Raw genomic sequence first — 15,353 nt, forward strand, 5'->3', positions numbered from 1 at the left:
CCTCCGAGACGAAACGGATTTGGTTCCAACTGATAGGCTTAACCGGCGATCACAGGTGGTCGTGAGCGTATCTGACAAGTCCCTTGATGTATTCGTATAATTCTTCCGGGGTGTCTTTGCTGACTTCCACTATTTTGTCCCCAGATTTATTCTCTTGAACCAGATGCCGCGGATCGGCGTCACCGTACTCGCCCTTTCTCAGGATAATTTTAGATACCGTTTTTCCCCTCGGGATCCCAACCAAGACCGGGCTCCCTTCCGCCCCCAGGCGCTTGGAAGACATATTAAGATACCGTGTGCCGTCCTTGATAAGACTGGTTTCAAAGTTGTTCTTCACCCAGGCTGCCAGATTTTTCATCCGCTCATTCTGGACACCGTCGTCCCACGAACCAGCCTTGATCTTCTTCGCCGCGATCCTCGGGCTCATTCTTTCACCATGCACTTTCATTGCGCCTTCTCCTTTCCCGTTGAAAATGGCTTCCGGGTGATTAAGCCTGAACGCCAGCATCTCAGACGTGTACTCAAGCACTCCGGCCATGTTTCGGTACCAGCCAATGGATTTACCGATCGGGTCCTTGAAATCGAGGGACGGGTTGCCCATGAACTCACCGAGCGAAAATACCCGGCAATCGTTTTCAATGGGGAAACCGGCTTTAATCGATTCGGCGATAGACCTTTCGAGGGCGAGGATCAGATCGAAATCATGAAGATCGCCAATGGTGAGCGGCACCGATCGGTGATTCTTGAGGTTGACACCCTGTTCTGCCACAACCTGGACTGCTTCGGGGCTGGGCGGCCACCCTTTCGCGGTCGAAATGCCCCTTGAAGCAACGACATCCTTACGGCCGGCAAAGCGGGAGTAATGAGCATACAAAGCCGCAGCCATGGGACTCCGGCGGGTGTTTCCAAGGCAGACGAAGAGAATCTTCTGGGGAGTGTCAGGGGTTTTGGGATCATAAGCTGGCGCCAGCCAGCAAAGGCGCATCCATGCTTCAAGCAGCACGGCGGTAGCGGAATGCGCTCTGAAACGGTTTTCCCCATGGCTTTCATCTCCGGTCGGGTCAGCAACGTCCCAGAAAAGAAGTCTGGATTTGATATTGGGGAACCACTTAAGGAGATCGTCCCGGCTCTCAGGGTCCAGGACAATGACCTTATCCGCCCAATCGACGAGGTTTCGAGACACCTGTTTAGAATGGTGGGCTTGCACCCAGGAGGCGATATTGTCGTAAACCGAAAGCGCATCCGCCGCGTCATATGTCATTGGAGCGCCTTCGCCGTAATAGGCAGCCTTGGTACCGCACGATTTGGCTTCGTGCTCCAGCTTGTTTTCTCTGGCGAACTTCTTGAATAGCACCTCGGCCATGGCGCTGCGGCATTGATTGGCCCTGCAAACGAACAGATAATTCATGAAACCTCCTTTTTCTTTTGTGTTGGCTGCTTCAAAACCTCCTGTTGAAGAAAATTTGGGCCGGGCAAGATTCTAAAATTAATGTCCTAAATTTGTCAATTAATGTCAGTTCCGAACCTAGTAGTGCCAGCCACACCTAGACTAGTTAGTATCTTGGCAACGTAGGAGTTCGGAAATGCCGCGAGAGAAAGTCGATAAGAGCGACAAGGACATGGAGAGGGTATACCTGACCTTTTCCGAAGCCCAGCGATGTCTTGGCGTGTCTCATGACACGATGTACAAGCTCATCAAGCAAGGACTGCCTTCCCACAAGCTGGGACGGCGCCGGGTGTTCCTTAAAGAAGAGCTAGTTCAATGGATCAAGGAACATTAGCGCTTGGACAGATGTCCCAGCCTACTGGACACCTGTCCGCGCACCGAGACAGGGTTTGGACGGCAGCGGTATACGACCCAACCTTGGGATGGGTTTTCGATGACGAAGGGGATGACGAACCAGAGGACATCCCGCCAGGAATGCCCGTCTATCTTATGACCGGTAATAGACTAGATTAAACCAACCGCGTAGAATGTTCCGGGGCGAGGCTGAAAACCAGACTCACGGTTCTGTGTATTGACTGCGAGCGCCCACCATTGTGTTCAGTAGATAGAATTCTATCCTCTTCTCCTAACCTTGGACGTAAAAACACGGTGCATCTCAAAACCCTCTTTTGCCAGCCACCTTTATTCTTCACATACTGTTTAATGTAAGAATTCTGTAAATTTCGATATACCGACGGATTCTGCCGAATGCGTTAATACTAATGATAAGGCTCTAGCATTGTTATTGAGAGTTTGTAGCCTTGATTAGTGTATTTATTACACTCTCACCTGTCTACAATTCCGTTGATTTCCCCAGAATGGCACATTATAATAGTTAACGTTCAGCAACTCTATCATAATCTTTTAAAACTCTTGTCTTAACTTCAGCCGCTAGTTGAGTTGGTGCCATGGAGGGGAGTGAGGATTTGGTCCGCGAATACACCCGAACTGAATCTCTAGGCGGTGTTTTGGGTACCGGACTAAACCCTATTGATGGACTGGGCATATACGAAGAAAATCCTAATCCTGTAATCCGGGCTTCCAAGGATGGGGTTATCCTTTATTCCAATCCGGGAAGCCTCGAATTGTGCCGAAAGTGGGATTGCGCTTTCGGAGGACTAGTGCCCAAACCTTATAAACGTCTCATCGAAGACGCGATTCAGACGATGTCCACTCGATGGTCCCACGAGAAGGTTGACAATATTACCTATAGACTGCAAATTGTCCCGGTCCCTGGCCATGATTATGTTAATATTTTCGGATTTGCCACAGAAAGCCCCGATGTATCAGACGGAAACCGGCGGCAACGCCAGTCAAACCTCACTCGAGCCGCCGTCCATGAGTTAAAAAATCCCCTGACTCCGATTCTGGCGGCGAGCGAGATGCTGGTCAACCGTCTACCCGATGGGACTCCGGCCCGACTCGCAAAACAGATCAACCTCGGAGCCATAGAGTTGAATTCGCGGATCGGTGAGTTGTTCGAGTTGATACGCGGCGAAATGGGAACGCTGGTACTTGATTACCAGCAGGTAGAACTCAGCGAATTATGCCAGCAGGTAGTTGACTCTCTTCAGCCCGAGGCTGCAGACAAGGGAATAAACCTCCACGTCGAGTCGACGGACCGCAGTTATGAGGTGACCGGCGACCGGCGACGGCTGCGTGAAAGCATGGGACATCTTGTGAAATGCGCTATCAAACGAAGCAGCCTTGGAGCGGAGGTTAGGTTGACGCTTGGATTGTTAAACCAGGCAATGATAGTTCGTATTATCACTACCTGCCTTAACTTTCCTGACCGACTATCTGCGGTTATCTCAGCGCCTTATTCCGTATTGACGCTGGATCGGGATCATTTCAGTACTCTCGGGTTGGAATTAACCCTGTCCAAACTGCTTATCGAATTACATGGCGGCGATGTGAAGGTTACTGATAATTCCAGAGGCTGCTGCTTTGAGATCACTCTTCCAGTTGAGCCAGCTATATCCGCCAACTCGGAGCTTCAAACTTGAAAATACTGATAATCGAAGATGACCCAAATGTGCTTGAACTAGTAGAGCTTACCTTCGAACTCGGCTGGCCTGACATCAAACTCATTAAAGCGGTAACCGGGGAACAAGGTATGAATGCGCTTGAGAGCGAACCCCCGGATGCGGTCATTTTGGATATTGGTTTGCCCGATACCAATGGTTTTGAAATTGTTAAAGCCATAAGGCTGTTCTCTGACGTTCCCATTCTCATGTTGACAGTCCGAGTCGACGAACGCGACGTCGTGAAGGCTCTGACGCTTGGGGCTGATGACTATCTGACCAAGCCATTCCGGCAGATGGAACTTCTGGCAAGGATCAAGGCGATAACCCGTCGAAGCCACCAGGGGGATCAGGACCTTAAAGTCAGCCATGGACTGTGGCGTTTCGGGAAGACATTAACTGAACTATATCACGGCCAGCAGGTGTTCCATCTGACCCCTATACAGGGACAGATAATGCAGACCCTGATAAAACAAGCCGGCCAGTTTGTCAGCGCTGAAACATTGGCGGTAAAAATCTGGGGCGAACACCACGCCGCTACCGCAGACGATCTCAGAGTCCATATTCATCACATTCGAAAAAAGCTTGATCCAAGCGACTCAAAATTGATCGTCAACAAGCCCGGTCAGGGTTATATGTTTTCGCCTGATTAAATAGGTCCTTGAAATCCACACCAGGTTATTTCGGACCGCGACCATAGTATAATTATTTCTTAATATGGTACTAGTACCTATTGTACTTTAGTACAACATCTGCCTAAGCATTTATACTGATTTTTTGTTTGTTTTAGCTTTGGTCTGCCATCGTGTTAACCCATTTTAACTCATCTTAACTGATAATTAACGCTTTTCCATTGTAAAGTGTACCCGTGATTAAGAAACCGAAATGTGCTGGTGGATATCAAGAGGGGAAGGGGGATCGGACTTTCTTAAGACTGGCTAATAGACTCCCCAAAACCTTTCGGGTTGTTAACGAGCCTGCAATTGGATCAGCGGCCGCTTTAACCTGCAGGCTGGGCAGGGAACAAAAACCCCGGCGTGTCAGAGACAGCTTTTTGTTACCTCATCGGAGCAATGCTATTTGCCCCAAACCTGCTGTCAATCGCCGAACTCATAACCTTATCAGGCCGACCGAACCGAGGAGTCAGTTGTCATGAAAACAGTCCAACCATCCATTACCTCTGATCTCAATTCCAATACACCTATCGAGGTCGAGGGTCCGGAAAAGCCTTTCGTCATGCGGTTGCCGTTTGCCTATACCTCGCTAGACGAAGCTTGCATCATGCAGGCTGATCGGATCTGGACGACAAAATGCAGCCACAAGTCAGTATCTAATTACTATTCATTATCGTTTAATCGTGGGCTCTAAACAGCGAATGTATCGCGGCAAGCTCTGCGGTGGGGGAAACCAGGGAAAGCTGGTTGCGCGACTCAGCCGGCTTGGAAGGTACTGTGGAACCCCTCCCGTGGGCAACCCTGGGCGTAATCGGGGTTCACCGCCGGGCTTGCCGAACTTAATTAGTAGATAAGAGGGAACAATGCAAACAAACGTCTACAACATCGCTTTCGCTGAATCTACCAAGCAGGTCTACCTTCATTTTTGGGGATGCAATATCAAGTGCAAAGGTTGCGTCTGCCAGAAGGTGGTTTATGACTTCATGCTGGATCGGAATATGCACCTGCACCTGGCGGAACCCAGGGGTCTGGCGGCGGCCCCGGAACGGTTCATGGCATTTAACGACGTCATCGATACGCTGGTCGGTTTGGAGGCTAAGTGGGTCCTCTTTGAAGGCCAGGAGGCTTCGCTGGATCCCCAGATGCCGTTCATCGCTGAAGCGCTTCACCGGCATCTTGGAACTACCAACGTACTCCTGACCAATGCTTTTGTCATGCCCGATCTGAGACATTTTGATAAAGTCGCCGTCGGGCTGAAAGCTTTTAATGAAAACCTCCACCGTGAGTATACCGGCGAATCTAACAGAACTATCCTGGAAAACTTCCCCAGAATATTCCACTCCGGTGTTCCGATGATGGCTGAGACGGTGCTCATTCCAGGCTATATCGATTATCAGGAAATAGAACAAATCGCAAAATTCATCGCAAGTGTTGATAAGAATATCCGATACCAAATTGATGCTTATTTCAAAGCCGGAAATAATCCATGGCGAAGGCCGACGGCAGATGAGGTTGACCGGGCAGTGGAGGCAGCCTCGAAGCACCTGAATAATGTATACGCATACAAGGGTTCGGAGCCGCGGGAGTTCGGAGTGAAAAGCATTTTCCCGACCGAGGCTGAACTAGATGCCGCCGAGTTGGCGCCAGCAGTGGAATCACGCCACCTGGTGTATGCTTAACCTGAGTTAAAAACGATGAGGATCCTTCTTGTTATTCCATCCCGGTCTTACGGCACTGTTCCCGGATATACTAAGTTCCCTGATGAAATGCTGTCTATCGGGGGTATGCTTGAGAGCCGCGGCCATCAGGTCAAACTTGTCGACTGCAACCTCGATAAAAAGCGCCCGGTGGATTTTCTCGATTTTTGTCCCCAGTTGGTAGGTTTTTGCGTCGCCACAGGCCCAAATATCACCGATGCATTAACTCAATCATCTGAATTTAAAAACCTGTTCCCCGGGGTCAAGATCGCATGGGGCTTCCGTCACGCCAGCGCCTACCCTGCGGAAGTGCTACGGGAATCTTGCGCCGATTATGCCGTAATAGGACCTGGTGAATTCACCATCGCCGAACTTGCGGATCATCTGGAGAAAAACTCCACCGATTACTCTTCCATAAAAGGCTTGGCCTTTAAAAACAGCGACGGCATGATTATCATTAATGAACCACGACCCTTTATGGCCGATTTGGATAGCCTGCCGGATCCAGCCTGGCATCTTATTGATGTAAATAGATATTCCGATGTGACCTTAAATACCTCACGCGGCTGCCCTTTCAAATGCACCATCTGCTCTGATCCCACATTCTACGGCGGCAACATGTGCGACCTTTCGGCAGAACGGATCGTTGCCCAAATGGAGCTGCTTCACAAAAAGTACGGCATCCAGCATATCTATTTTTCCGGTGAACGTTTTGTTATTAACCGTGAAAGGCTGCATCAGTTTTGCCGGTTGGTGATCCATAAGAAATGGAAAATCACTTGGAATGCGCCGGTATCAGGCGCTCTTGATGAAGAAACCGTCCGGCTGATGAAAAAAGCCGGTTGCACCTCCGTGCTCTTTGAGATCGAGACCGGCAGCCAGAGAATGCTATCCTTCATCAACAAAGGTACTGTCTCAGAGATGGAATCCACCTTCTGGCTGCTGGCGAAGCATCATATCATTCCCACCCTTTTCATGATGTACGGGTACCCTACCGAGTCGGTTGAAGATTTCAACGAGAGCCTGACGTTCATGAAGCGCCTCGACTCCCCGCCATATCTGTATATGAAATTTGTGCCTTACCCGGGTACCGTCCTTTTTGATTACTGCCTCGAACACGGGCTATTGAAGACCCCCCGGACACTTCAAGAGTGGGCTGATTTCCCCATTCAGTGCGCCAACGAAATAAATTTATCCCAGGTACCTCAACAGAAGATGGATGAAGCGATGTCGGATTTCAGGCGCAGCTATGCTACACGCCGGGTCCGTTTCATGCTCCGTCATAATCCCGCCTTTTTCTTAGACGCTGTAAAGCGGCCGCGCGAATTTTTCCGGTCGGTCTGGGATCTCGGGAAATATTACATCGATATCATGCTTGATCCGACCAACGGTTCTCAGTCGTGGCTGTCCAAACTTATAAAGAAGAATAGACACAGCGGCGGGTCTGAAAGTCCCCGCCTGCAAACCAAACAAGTTACCCGAGGGGGAGAGGTATCCTGATGAAAGTCCTGCTTGTAACATCAGCGGATAAAGCATACCGCCATTATTATCAGGCATATACCAACCTGCCTAACGGCCTGTTGTATATCGCCTCATTCCTCGAACGCCACGGCCACCAGGTGCAGATTTATGATGGGTACGTCGACGACCGTGAACCGAAGGACTTCGTCGATTTCAATCCTGATGTCATAGGTTTTTCAGTCATCACGGGACCAAACCTGGCGGGATCACTGATCCAATCGCGTGAATTTAAATCATTGTTGCCGGAAACAAAGATTGTATGGGGTAACGTCCACCCATCGATCATGACAACCCAAACAATGCTTGAGGATTGCGTTGACTTTGTTGCCATCGGTGCCGGTGAATACACCATGCTCGAACTCCTGGAACATCTTAGAATCGGCACTCCGGCGCTCGATGAGATTAAAGGACTAGCTTTCCGGCGCGACGATGAAATAGTCGTCAACCAGAAACGTGAATTTATCCGGAACCTCGTGGACATGCCTGACCCGGCCTGGCATCTGGTGGACGTAAAGAAATACTCAGGTATAGGCTTAAACACCTCCCGCGGCTGTGCTCACCGCTGCGCTTTTTGCTACAACAAATCCTATAACAAAGATTATATCGGCTATTTGCCGGCAGAGCGCATCATCGAACAGATCCAGCACGTCCAGAGAGAATACGGGGCGAAACATGTCCGCTTCAATGAAGACAACTTCACATTTAACCGTAAACGTCTACGCGAGTTCTGCCGATTGATTATCGACCGAAAAATAAAAATCAGCTGGTCGTGCGACTCTCGCGCCGACCTGTCAGAATCGGATATCGCCCTTATGAAACGGGCGGGCTGTACTGCCGTCGGACTGGGATTGGAACACGGCAGTCAGCGAATGCTTGATTTTATCCAGAAGGACATCACCGTTCCCGAGATGGAGAGAACGTTTTGGACATTGGTCAAATACAAGATCCGAACATCAGTGTATATCATGTACGGCTTTCCAACCGAAACGCTCGAGGATTTTCAGGCCACCCATGAAATGCTTAAACGGCTTGACAATCCCTATTACATGTATAACCGTTTCGTTCCTTTTCCGGGTAGCGCTTTATTTGAACACTGTGTTAATCATGGTCTCGTAAATCTGCCGGAAAAAATCGAGGATTGGCCTCAATATTTGATGCGCTTCTCCAATCAGGTGAATATTTCAGAAGTGCCGGATGATATGATGGCGGAAGCAGCCGCCCGTTGGCGCGTTTCCTACGCGGCGCAGCGGTTCCGTTTCACCCTCAAACATAATCCATCTTATTTTTGGACAGCCATCACCGACCCGAAGAAATTTTTCCGTGAGCTCTGGGAGCTTGCCAAGTTCCACATCCAGGTGAACGGTTACTACAAGGTTGTTAAAAAGACTTTAGCGGCACCCGAGGCTCCCAAATCAGCAAACGAATATGCCAAATCGGCGGCGGCCGCCGCCCGTTGAGAATGCTTGCCAGTTATAGAAAGGCGAAATGAGATGAGAGTACTCCTGGTTAATGCTCCTGCCCTGGACTATATCAAGTATTATAATTCTAATGCCTACACAACTTTTGATTACGGCTTGTTGTCAATAGCAGCGGTGCTGGAACAGCATGGCCACAGCGTTCAAGTGTGGGATGGCTTCGTTGATTTCCGGAAGGCTAAAGACTTTGTAGCTTTTAATCCCCAGCTAATCGGTTTTTCAGTCATCGCCGGACCGAACATGGAAGGTTCCATTTCGTTGTCGAAAGAATTCAGGGCACTTTTGCCTGGGGTGAAGATCGTCTGGGGTGACGTCCATGCCAGCGTATTGCCAGAACAGACGGTAACGCCGGACTACATCGATTACGTCGCCGTCGGCGCCGGGGAGTTCACCATGCTGGAATTGGTGCAGCACCTAGAAACGGGAACGCCGGCCTTAACAGAGATCAAGGGCCTGGGCTTCAAAGTAAACGGTCAGCCGGTTATCAATGAGCGGCGGCCGTTCATCAAAGATCTGGAAGCGTTGCCCGATCCGGCCTGGCATCTGATCGATGTAAAAAAATATTCCACTCCGGGGCTTAACACCTCGCGTGGCTGCGTCAATCAATGCACTTTTTGTTATAACAAATCATATAATCAGGGCTACACCGGTTGGGTCTCCGCCCAAAAGATAATCAAACAGATAGACCACCTTCAGAATACTTATGGAATCAAATATCTCCGGTTTAATGAGGACAACTTCACCTTCAACCGGAAGCGCCTGCGCGAGATTTGCAATTTGTTGATCGCCCGCAAGCGCAAGATCAAATGGAGCTGCGACGCCCGGGCTGACCTCTCGGAGGCAGATATAGCATTAATGGCAAAAAGCGGTTGTGTGGATATCGGTTTAGGCATCGAAAGCGGCAGCCCCAGAATGCTGGAGTTCATAAAAAAAGATGTCACCGCAGAGCAGATGGCGGCAACTTTCTGGAATTTTATCAAATACAAAATCCGCACCTCGGTGTACATTCTTTACGGAATGCCGACCGAAACCGTAGAGGATTTCGAGACCACCCAAAGATTCCTAACTGAGAAATTAGACAGACCTTACTACATGTTCCATCGCTATGTACCATTTCCCGGGTCGGCGATGTATGACTACTGCGTCGAACACAATCTTATCAAAGTCCCCACCACGCTTGAAGAGTGGCCGGAGTACGTCAAATATTACGGTCACAAGGCTAACCTTTGCGAAGTGCCTCAGGAAATAATTGAAGCGGCGGTGCTCAAATGGTCGACGACCTATGCCATGCAGCGTTTCCGCTTCACACTGAAACACGATAAGTCGTATTTTTGGATTATCTTCAAGAATCCCTTGAAGTTTTTAAAGGAACTTCAGGGTTTGTGGAAATACCAGGCTCAGGTACACAACTACCATCGGACGGTAGTGAAAGAGCAGCGGCAGAAACTTGTCAATCCTGATGTCCTGTCGCTCTCCCGTTCGGGTAATTCAAAGACGGTAGTGTAACGCTGAACCCCGGTCGCCGCTTCTAAATTTGACAGACAGTGAAACCGTAAATGGATACCCGCGGGCGAATTCAAGGGAAGCGTTCGCCCGCGGGGAACAACCGCTTCGATAAAGCTGGTCCCGGTGATATCATATTCTTTATGTAAGGTTATTCGAGGCTTGAACATGTTTACCCTATGCCTCAGTTGGAGCCAATAAATGAATCTCGTCCTTATTCGTGAATGTTCCAACTCCTGTCCCTATTGCTTTGAGGCAGCTGAAAGGGAAGACCGAAAGCAGGGACTGATATCCATGGATAATGTCGGGCTGTTCGCCAAATGGGCTCGCGCTTCACGGCTTCCCTACCTGTCTCTACTGGGTGGCGAACCGTTCCTGCATCCCAAACTGCCAGACATTGTAAAATTATTCAGGCAACAGTGCCCCGGAACTTCTCTACGCATTTTAACAGGCGGTGTTTTCAACAAAGACATACTCGATGATTTATCCCCAGAGGACGCCGCTTTGGTATTCAATGTCAATGAGCCAGTTGATTACCGCAACCCCAAACATTTCACAAAAGTCATCAACAATGTCGAAAACGCGATGCGAAAAGGTTTCAAAGTATCAATCGGTTTTAATGTCTGGCGACTGGATTTCGACCCAACGTTTATTCCGGGCTTAACACATCGTCTAGGATTGGGACACTTTACCTGGACTGTGGCAAACCCGATCAAAAGCTGTGAATCCAGAATCGTCCCGGCAACGGATTTCGGCCTCCTGTCAGACCGTTGTTTCTCGATGCTCCAGGAAGCAGCCAGACTCGGTGTCGAAGCTACGCTTGACTGCCCACTGCCGTTATGTTTCTTCTCGGATACCCAGCTGGCCTGGGTAAGGCAGTTTCACCCCGAAACCGCTTCCGGCATGGGCCCATGCGACCCGGTCCTGGATGTCACTCCGGAGCTGGAGGTAATCCGCTGCTTCGCTCTGTCCAAAGCTTCCAGGATCAAACTAACAGATTATTCTTCAGAGGAGGCTCTCGAAGAATGGTTCCGAAAACACCTCGATCAGACAATGATGCATGGGGGCTGCTATTCTGCCTGTACCGAATGTGCCCATTTTATAAAGGGCCGATGCAACGGCGGCTGCCTGGCCTGGCATCCTGATCCGGGTGAAGAACAAAAAACGAGCCTTGAAGTCCGAATGTACCGGGCTATCGAAGCCGGGACGCCTCAGGCTGCGGTTGAGATGTTCAACTCCGCCGGCCTTCTGGAAAAAACCGACATGGCCGCGTTCGCTGCCGCTGTAGCAGCTTCGCAGTTGGGCGATTGGGATGCGGCATTCCGTTACGCCTACTTCGCCAATGTTCGGGCCCGCAATCCCGAGTTCATGCGCCGTGTCGGGGCTTTCATAGAAGGTATCCCGGTTAAAGTTCAAATCAGTCCGAGCCAGGCGACAGAAATTCTCTCCACCCGGTTTGTTGCCTGCTCAGCATTCGATCGAAGCGATACTCAATCAAACAATAGCTAGGGTAATGCTTATTTTAAGCAGGTATTCTGCGATCAACCGATGAGAATCGCTCTTATTATTCCATCCCGAGCTTACCATGGGACGCCCGGGTATGCTGATTTCCCCGATGAACTCCTTTCGGTTGCCGGAGTCTTAGAAAAAAGCGGTCACCATATCACATTCGCCGATTATAACGTCAACCTCAGCCCTGACCATGACAAAGTAGCCGCATTCAATCCTGGGCTCGCGGTTTTTTATGCCGGCACAGGGCCGGAAATAGCCGACGCCGCAGCCAGATCCCAATCGCTGAAAAAGGCCATCGCAAACGTCAAGATTGCCTGGATCGGCTGCCACCCTACTGTTTTCCCAAGCGAAACCCTGCGCGTGGAATATGTCGATTTTATCGTCATCGGATCCGCCGAAAAGCCGGTCAATGAACTCGCCTCGCGCATTGAACAAGGCAAGGATTTTTCAGCGATACGCGGATTGGGATTTAAAGACACTTCAGCCGCGATGGCGATCAACCCGCCCGATACCAAGCTCGACCCAGAGGTTTTGCCTGACCCGGCATGGCATTTAGCCGATGTCCGGCGCTATCCTGACGTCAACTTGAACACCGCCCGCGGCGGGCTATACGCCTGTACTTTTTTCAGCGACGCCGCCGCTGATACCGGCAAACCTGTCGCTCCATCCCGCCTCGCCCGTCAGATGCAGGATCTCGCCCGGAACCACAGGGTAAAAAGCGTCTATCTGTCCGGAATGGGCTTTATCGGAATCCCGGACAACCTGCGCAGGTTCTGCCAGGCGATGATCGGCCTTGGGGTGAAACTACCCTGGCGATTGCCTGTTTCCCGAGAACTTGATGACGAGACGACCAGATTGATGGCGAGAGCCGGCTGCGCCTCAGTGTTGCTGGATGTCGGCAGCGGCAGCTCAAGGCTCCGGGACTTCATCGGCAAGGGCGACATCGGCGCGGTGGAGCGGACATTTCATCGGCTTGTCCGCCGCCGAATCATTCCCACGCTATACATCAACTACGACTACCCCGGCGAGACGGAGCCTGATTTTCAAGCCACCCTCGAACTGATTCGCCGCCTGGATTATCCGCCCTGCCTGTTACTCAAGTTTATTCCCTACCCCGGAACCGATCTGTACGAGTATTGTCGCCGTGAATCTCTCATCCAAATACCGGATACCCTGGAAGGCTGGGCGGACTTTACGGCCGACTGCATGCGGCGGAGTTTCAGCCAGGTATCCCGCGAGTTGTTAAACACCACGCTGGCGGATTACCGCAAATCTTACGCCGCGCGCCGGGTGAGGTTTATGCTCCGGCATAATCCGCGGTATTTTGTCTCGGTGATCAGCAGGCCGCGGGAATTCTACCGCAGGATGAAGGAATTGGTCAGCTACTGGCTGGGGATTGTCTCAGAAAAAAGAAAAAGCGGGTGACGAGATTCGAACTCGCGACAACCTGCTTGGGAAGCAGGCACTCTGCCAGCTGAGTTACACCCGCGCATTTTCAATTTTAACTTGACGGAAGACAAGTTGTAAAGCCAACTGCGCAAGGGCAATTTCGGTAGAACGCTACAAATGAGTTTTTAAGGAACGAATTAGATAAGCCAGCTTTGAGACAAACGTAGTTTTCGTTTTTCAGGTCGAATCATTTCCATTGTCGTATTCCGGGCTCCAAGGGTCCCCAGGTGTGCCAGTTAACGCACCGATGTCTACACCTTGTTGCTGAAGCCTTAGACCCTCTTCGAAGCGCCCACAGTGGCGCCCTGCGATTCCACGCGGACACCAAGCCATCCATCTTAAGATCTTACTCACTTTTTCCGCTTTCCCTTCACCGGAATTGTTATCGGTTATTTTACGATCCTTCTCAAGACGGTTGATAAGATTGATGAGCCGGGCGATAAGGGCAACGTCAGGTTTAGCCGCTCTCAGCATTTCTGCCAGTTTACAACGTAAAAGAATGGTCTCCTGGGAAGTACCCCCCCAATTCTGAGGCTGATGCGAACAAGCGACGTTCACGGGCATTCATATGTTCAGCATAGAACCCGTGTTTACGAGCATTCTGGTTGCCAGGCTGTCCACCACGTTGCCGTGGTGGACAGCCTGATTCTTGTTCTGCCCCTGGTGATGGCGACGCTGGTTGCTTGGCAGCGCGGTCGCGTTGCCAAGCGGCTAATGTGTCAGGGGAGACCGGGGTATTAGCTAAAGGATCAAGGTTAGACGTGCTGCTGTTTTCATTCATGGTGCTATTGTAGCACACGTGTTCCCTCATTCTGTCAAGCGACTTTTGTCGTTTTTCCCGATATATTTTTTGTATTTCTAACCGATTAAGTATTGTAACCTATTGCCGGAAAGAGTATTATAATGCAAACCACACCCTAGAAATTGCGCCCCTGGGCAGTCTCTCCTCTTGCATGCCGGTCGGTCTGGGGCCCTGATAAACCACTTTACTTTGATAATAAATAGGTAACAGAAGTGCTGAGAAAGGATGGACATGAAAAAAATAATTTCGGTACTAAGTTTGATTTTAGTGTTAACCGCCGTAATTGCTTTCCCGATGACAACTTCGGCGGATACAACCACTGTGACTGGATCTACACTTTCGTCCTATACCATTCAAACAACGGCAGCTTTCGGTTCAATGGCACCAGGTAGCACCAAGACGTTAGCCAATCAAGTGACAGCTTCATATGCATCAAGTGTTGCTGTGTCAGTAGCCGACGCTAGTGCCAGTTATTACACTGGACGCCTGCTTAAACTTGAATATGTCCTGTCAGATGTAGCGCAGATTACCATCACAGCGCCATTGGCGGACGGTGCAGGTGCATATAGTGTCTCGGGTTCACCTGCAACTATGGCGGCAACCGATGTTTGGGGTCTGAAAGCGACCACAGGTACAGTCGCCGGTGCTTGGGATAACGTTGTAATCACACTGACAGTTACACCTACGTAATAATGCACTATTTGTGGGGTAGCCTTAACCTATAAGGCTACCCCACGTACAAATCAATCGGAAATAATGTGGTTAAAACGACAGCAATAACAATTGCTATTTTGGTATGTGTCTTGGTTATTGGGGGCGTTATTCCACTTACTGGATGTAAGTCCCCCTCTCAACCTGTAAGTCAGACCACGACTGTAAGTATTTCAGAGCAACCAAAACTATATCAACAGGATATTAAAGTAACGATTGGTGATAGCATTATACTAGGCAAAATTACCGACGAACTCGCTGATCTTGGCACAATTAATAAGGGCGACAAAGCTTCTTATACCATCACCATCCACAACGCCGCCGAACAAACCATAAAGATTAAAGTAAATACAAACGGTAATATTTCCCAGGTGGCAACATTTACCTATTCAGAAATAATAGCGCCAAAAGTAAACGGAGTGATAACAGTCGATGTTCGCGGAGAAACGGCAGGATTTTACTCTGGAACAATTACCGTGGAGCGAGTAGGTTGAAACGC

General features: G+C 49.9%; 12 protein-coding genes and 1 tRNA gene. 11 read left to right on the forward strand and 2 right to left on the reverse strand.

Features of this window, described 5'->3' with window-relative positions; genetic code table 11:
- Window positions 1-49: 49 nt before the first annotated feature.
- The gene (locus tag DEALK_RS08540; protein WP_058439806.1) at window positions 50-1,408 is read right to left on the reverse strand and encodes an arsenate reductase/protein-tyrosine-phosphatase family protein; all 1,359 of its coding nucleotides are present in this window, start codon (window positions 1,406-1,408) and stop codon (window positions 50-52) included.
- 175 nt (window positions 1,409-1,583) lie between these two features.
- Here DEALK_RS08540 and DEALK_RS08545 point away from each other — a divergent pair, with 175 nt between their 5' ends.
- From DEALK_RS08545 to DEALK_RS09655, 9 genes are all read left to right on the forward strand, one after another.
- Entirely contained in the window at window positions 1,584-1,781 is a 198-nt protein-coding gene (locus DEALK_RS08545; RefSeq protein WP_058439807.1) for a helix-turn-helix domain-containing protein, read from the forward strand.
- A gap of 673 nt (window positions 1,782-2,454) precedes the next feature.
- Window positions 2,455-3,492 (forward strand): sensor histidine kinase, encoded by a 1,038-nt coding sequence (locus DEALK_RS08550; RefSeq protein ID WP_186007595.1) that lies wholly within the window; start codon window positions 2,455-2,457, stop codon window positions 3,490-3,492.
- Window positions 3,489-4,163, forward strand: coding sequence for a response regulator transcription factor (locus DEALK_RS08555; RefSeq protein WP_058439809.1), 675 nt, complete (start codon window positions 3,489-3,491; stop codon window positions 4,161-4,163). The genes DEALK_RS08550 and DEALK_RS08555 overlap by 4 nt, the downstream gene beginning before the upstream one ends.
- A gap of 884 nt (window positions 4,164-5,047) precedes the next feature.
- A complete protein-coding gene (locus tag DEALK_RS08560) occupies window positions 5,048-5,863 on the forward strand; it encodes a radical SAM protein (RefSeq protein ID WP_058439810.1) in 816 nt (271 codons plus the stop codon).
- 15 nt (window positions 5,864-5,878) lie between these two features.
- Window positions 5,879-7,381 carry a B12-binding domain-containing radical SAM protein gene (locus DEALK_RS08565; RefSeq protein WP_065128748.1) on the forward strand — a complete coding sequence of 501 codons (1,503 nt, stop codon included), beginning with the start codon at window positions 5,879-5,881 and terminating at the stop codon, window positions 7,379-7,381.
- Window positions 7,381-8,859: a B12-binding domain-containing radical SAM protein gene (locus DEALK_RS08570; protein ID WP_058439812.1), complete on the forward strand. Its 1,479-nt coding sequence runs from the start codon at window positions 7,381-7,383 to the stop codon at window positions 8,857-8,859. Before DEALK_RS08565 ends, DEALK_RS08570 begins: the two co-directional genes overlap by 1 nt.
- 33 nt (window positions 8,860-8,892) lie before the next feature.
- The gene (locus DEALK_RS08575; protein ID WP_058439813.1) at window positions 8,893-10,383 is read left to right on the forward strand and encodes a B12-binding domain-containing radical SAM protein; all 1,491 of its coding nucleotides are present in this window, start codon (window positions 8,893-8,895) and stop codon (window positions 10,381-10,383) included.
- A gap of 198 nt (window positions 10,384-10,581) precedes the next feature.
- Window positions 10,582-11,889 (forward strand): radical SAM protein, encoded by a 1,308-nt coding sequence (locus DEALK_RS08580; RefSeq protein ID WP_083496429.1) that lies wholly within the window; start codon window positions 10,582-10,584, stop codon window positions 11,887-11,889.
- A gap of 39 nt (window positions 11,890-11,928) precedes the next feature.
- Window positions 11,929-13,317: a B12-binding domain-containing radical SAM protein gene (locus tag DEALK_RS09655; RefSeq protein WP_065128750.1), complete on the forward strand. Its 1,389-nt coding sequence runs from the start codon at window positions 11,929-11,931 to the stop codon at window positions 13,315-13,317.
- Here the strand turns inward: DEALK_RS09655 and DEALK_RS08595 are convergent.
- A tRNA-Gly gene (locus tag DEALK_RS08595) sits at window positions 13,309-13,381 on the reverse strand. The two genes, DEALK_RS09655 and DEALK_RS08595, sit on opposite strands and share 9 nt — an antisense overlap.
- 993 nt (window positions 13,382-14,374) lie before the next feature.
- Here DEALK_RS08595 and DEALK_RS10000 point away from each other — a divergent pair.
- The gene (locus DEALK_RS10000; RefSeq protein ID WP_144437099.1) at window positions 14,375-14,833 is read left to right on the forward strand and encodes a hypothetical protein; all 459 of its coding nucleotides are present in this window, start codon (window positions 14,375-14,377) and stop codon (window positions 14,831-14,833) included.
- A 68-nt stretch (window positions 14,834-14,901) separates the two neighbouring features.
- The gene (locus DEALK_RS08605; RefSeq protein WP_058439818.1) at window positions 14,902-15,348 is read left to right on the forward strand and encodes a hypothetical protein; all 447 of its coding nucleotides are present in this window, start codon (window positions 14,902-14,904) and stop codon (window positions 15,346-15,348) included.
- Window positions 15,349-15,353 lie beyond the last annotated feature (5 nt).

This window comes from Dehalogenimonas alkenigignens, from assembly GCF_001466665.1.
In the GTDB taxonomy this organism is placed as follows: Bacteria; Chloroflexota; Dehalococcoidia; order Dehalococcoidales; family Dehalococcoidaceae; genus Dehalogenimonas; species Dehalogenimonas alkenigignens.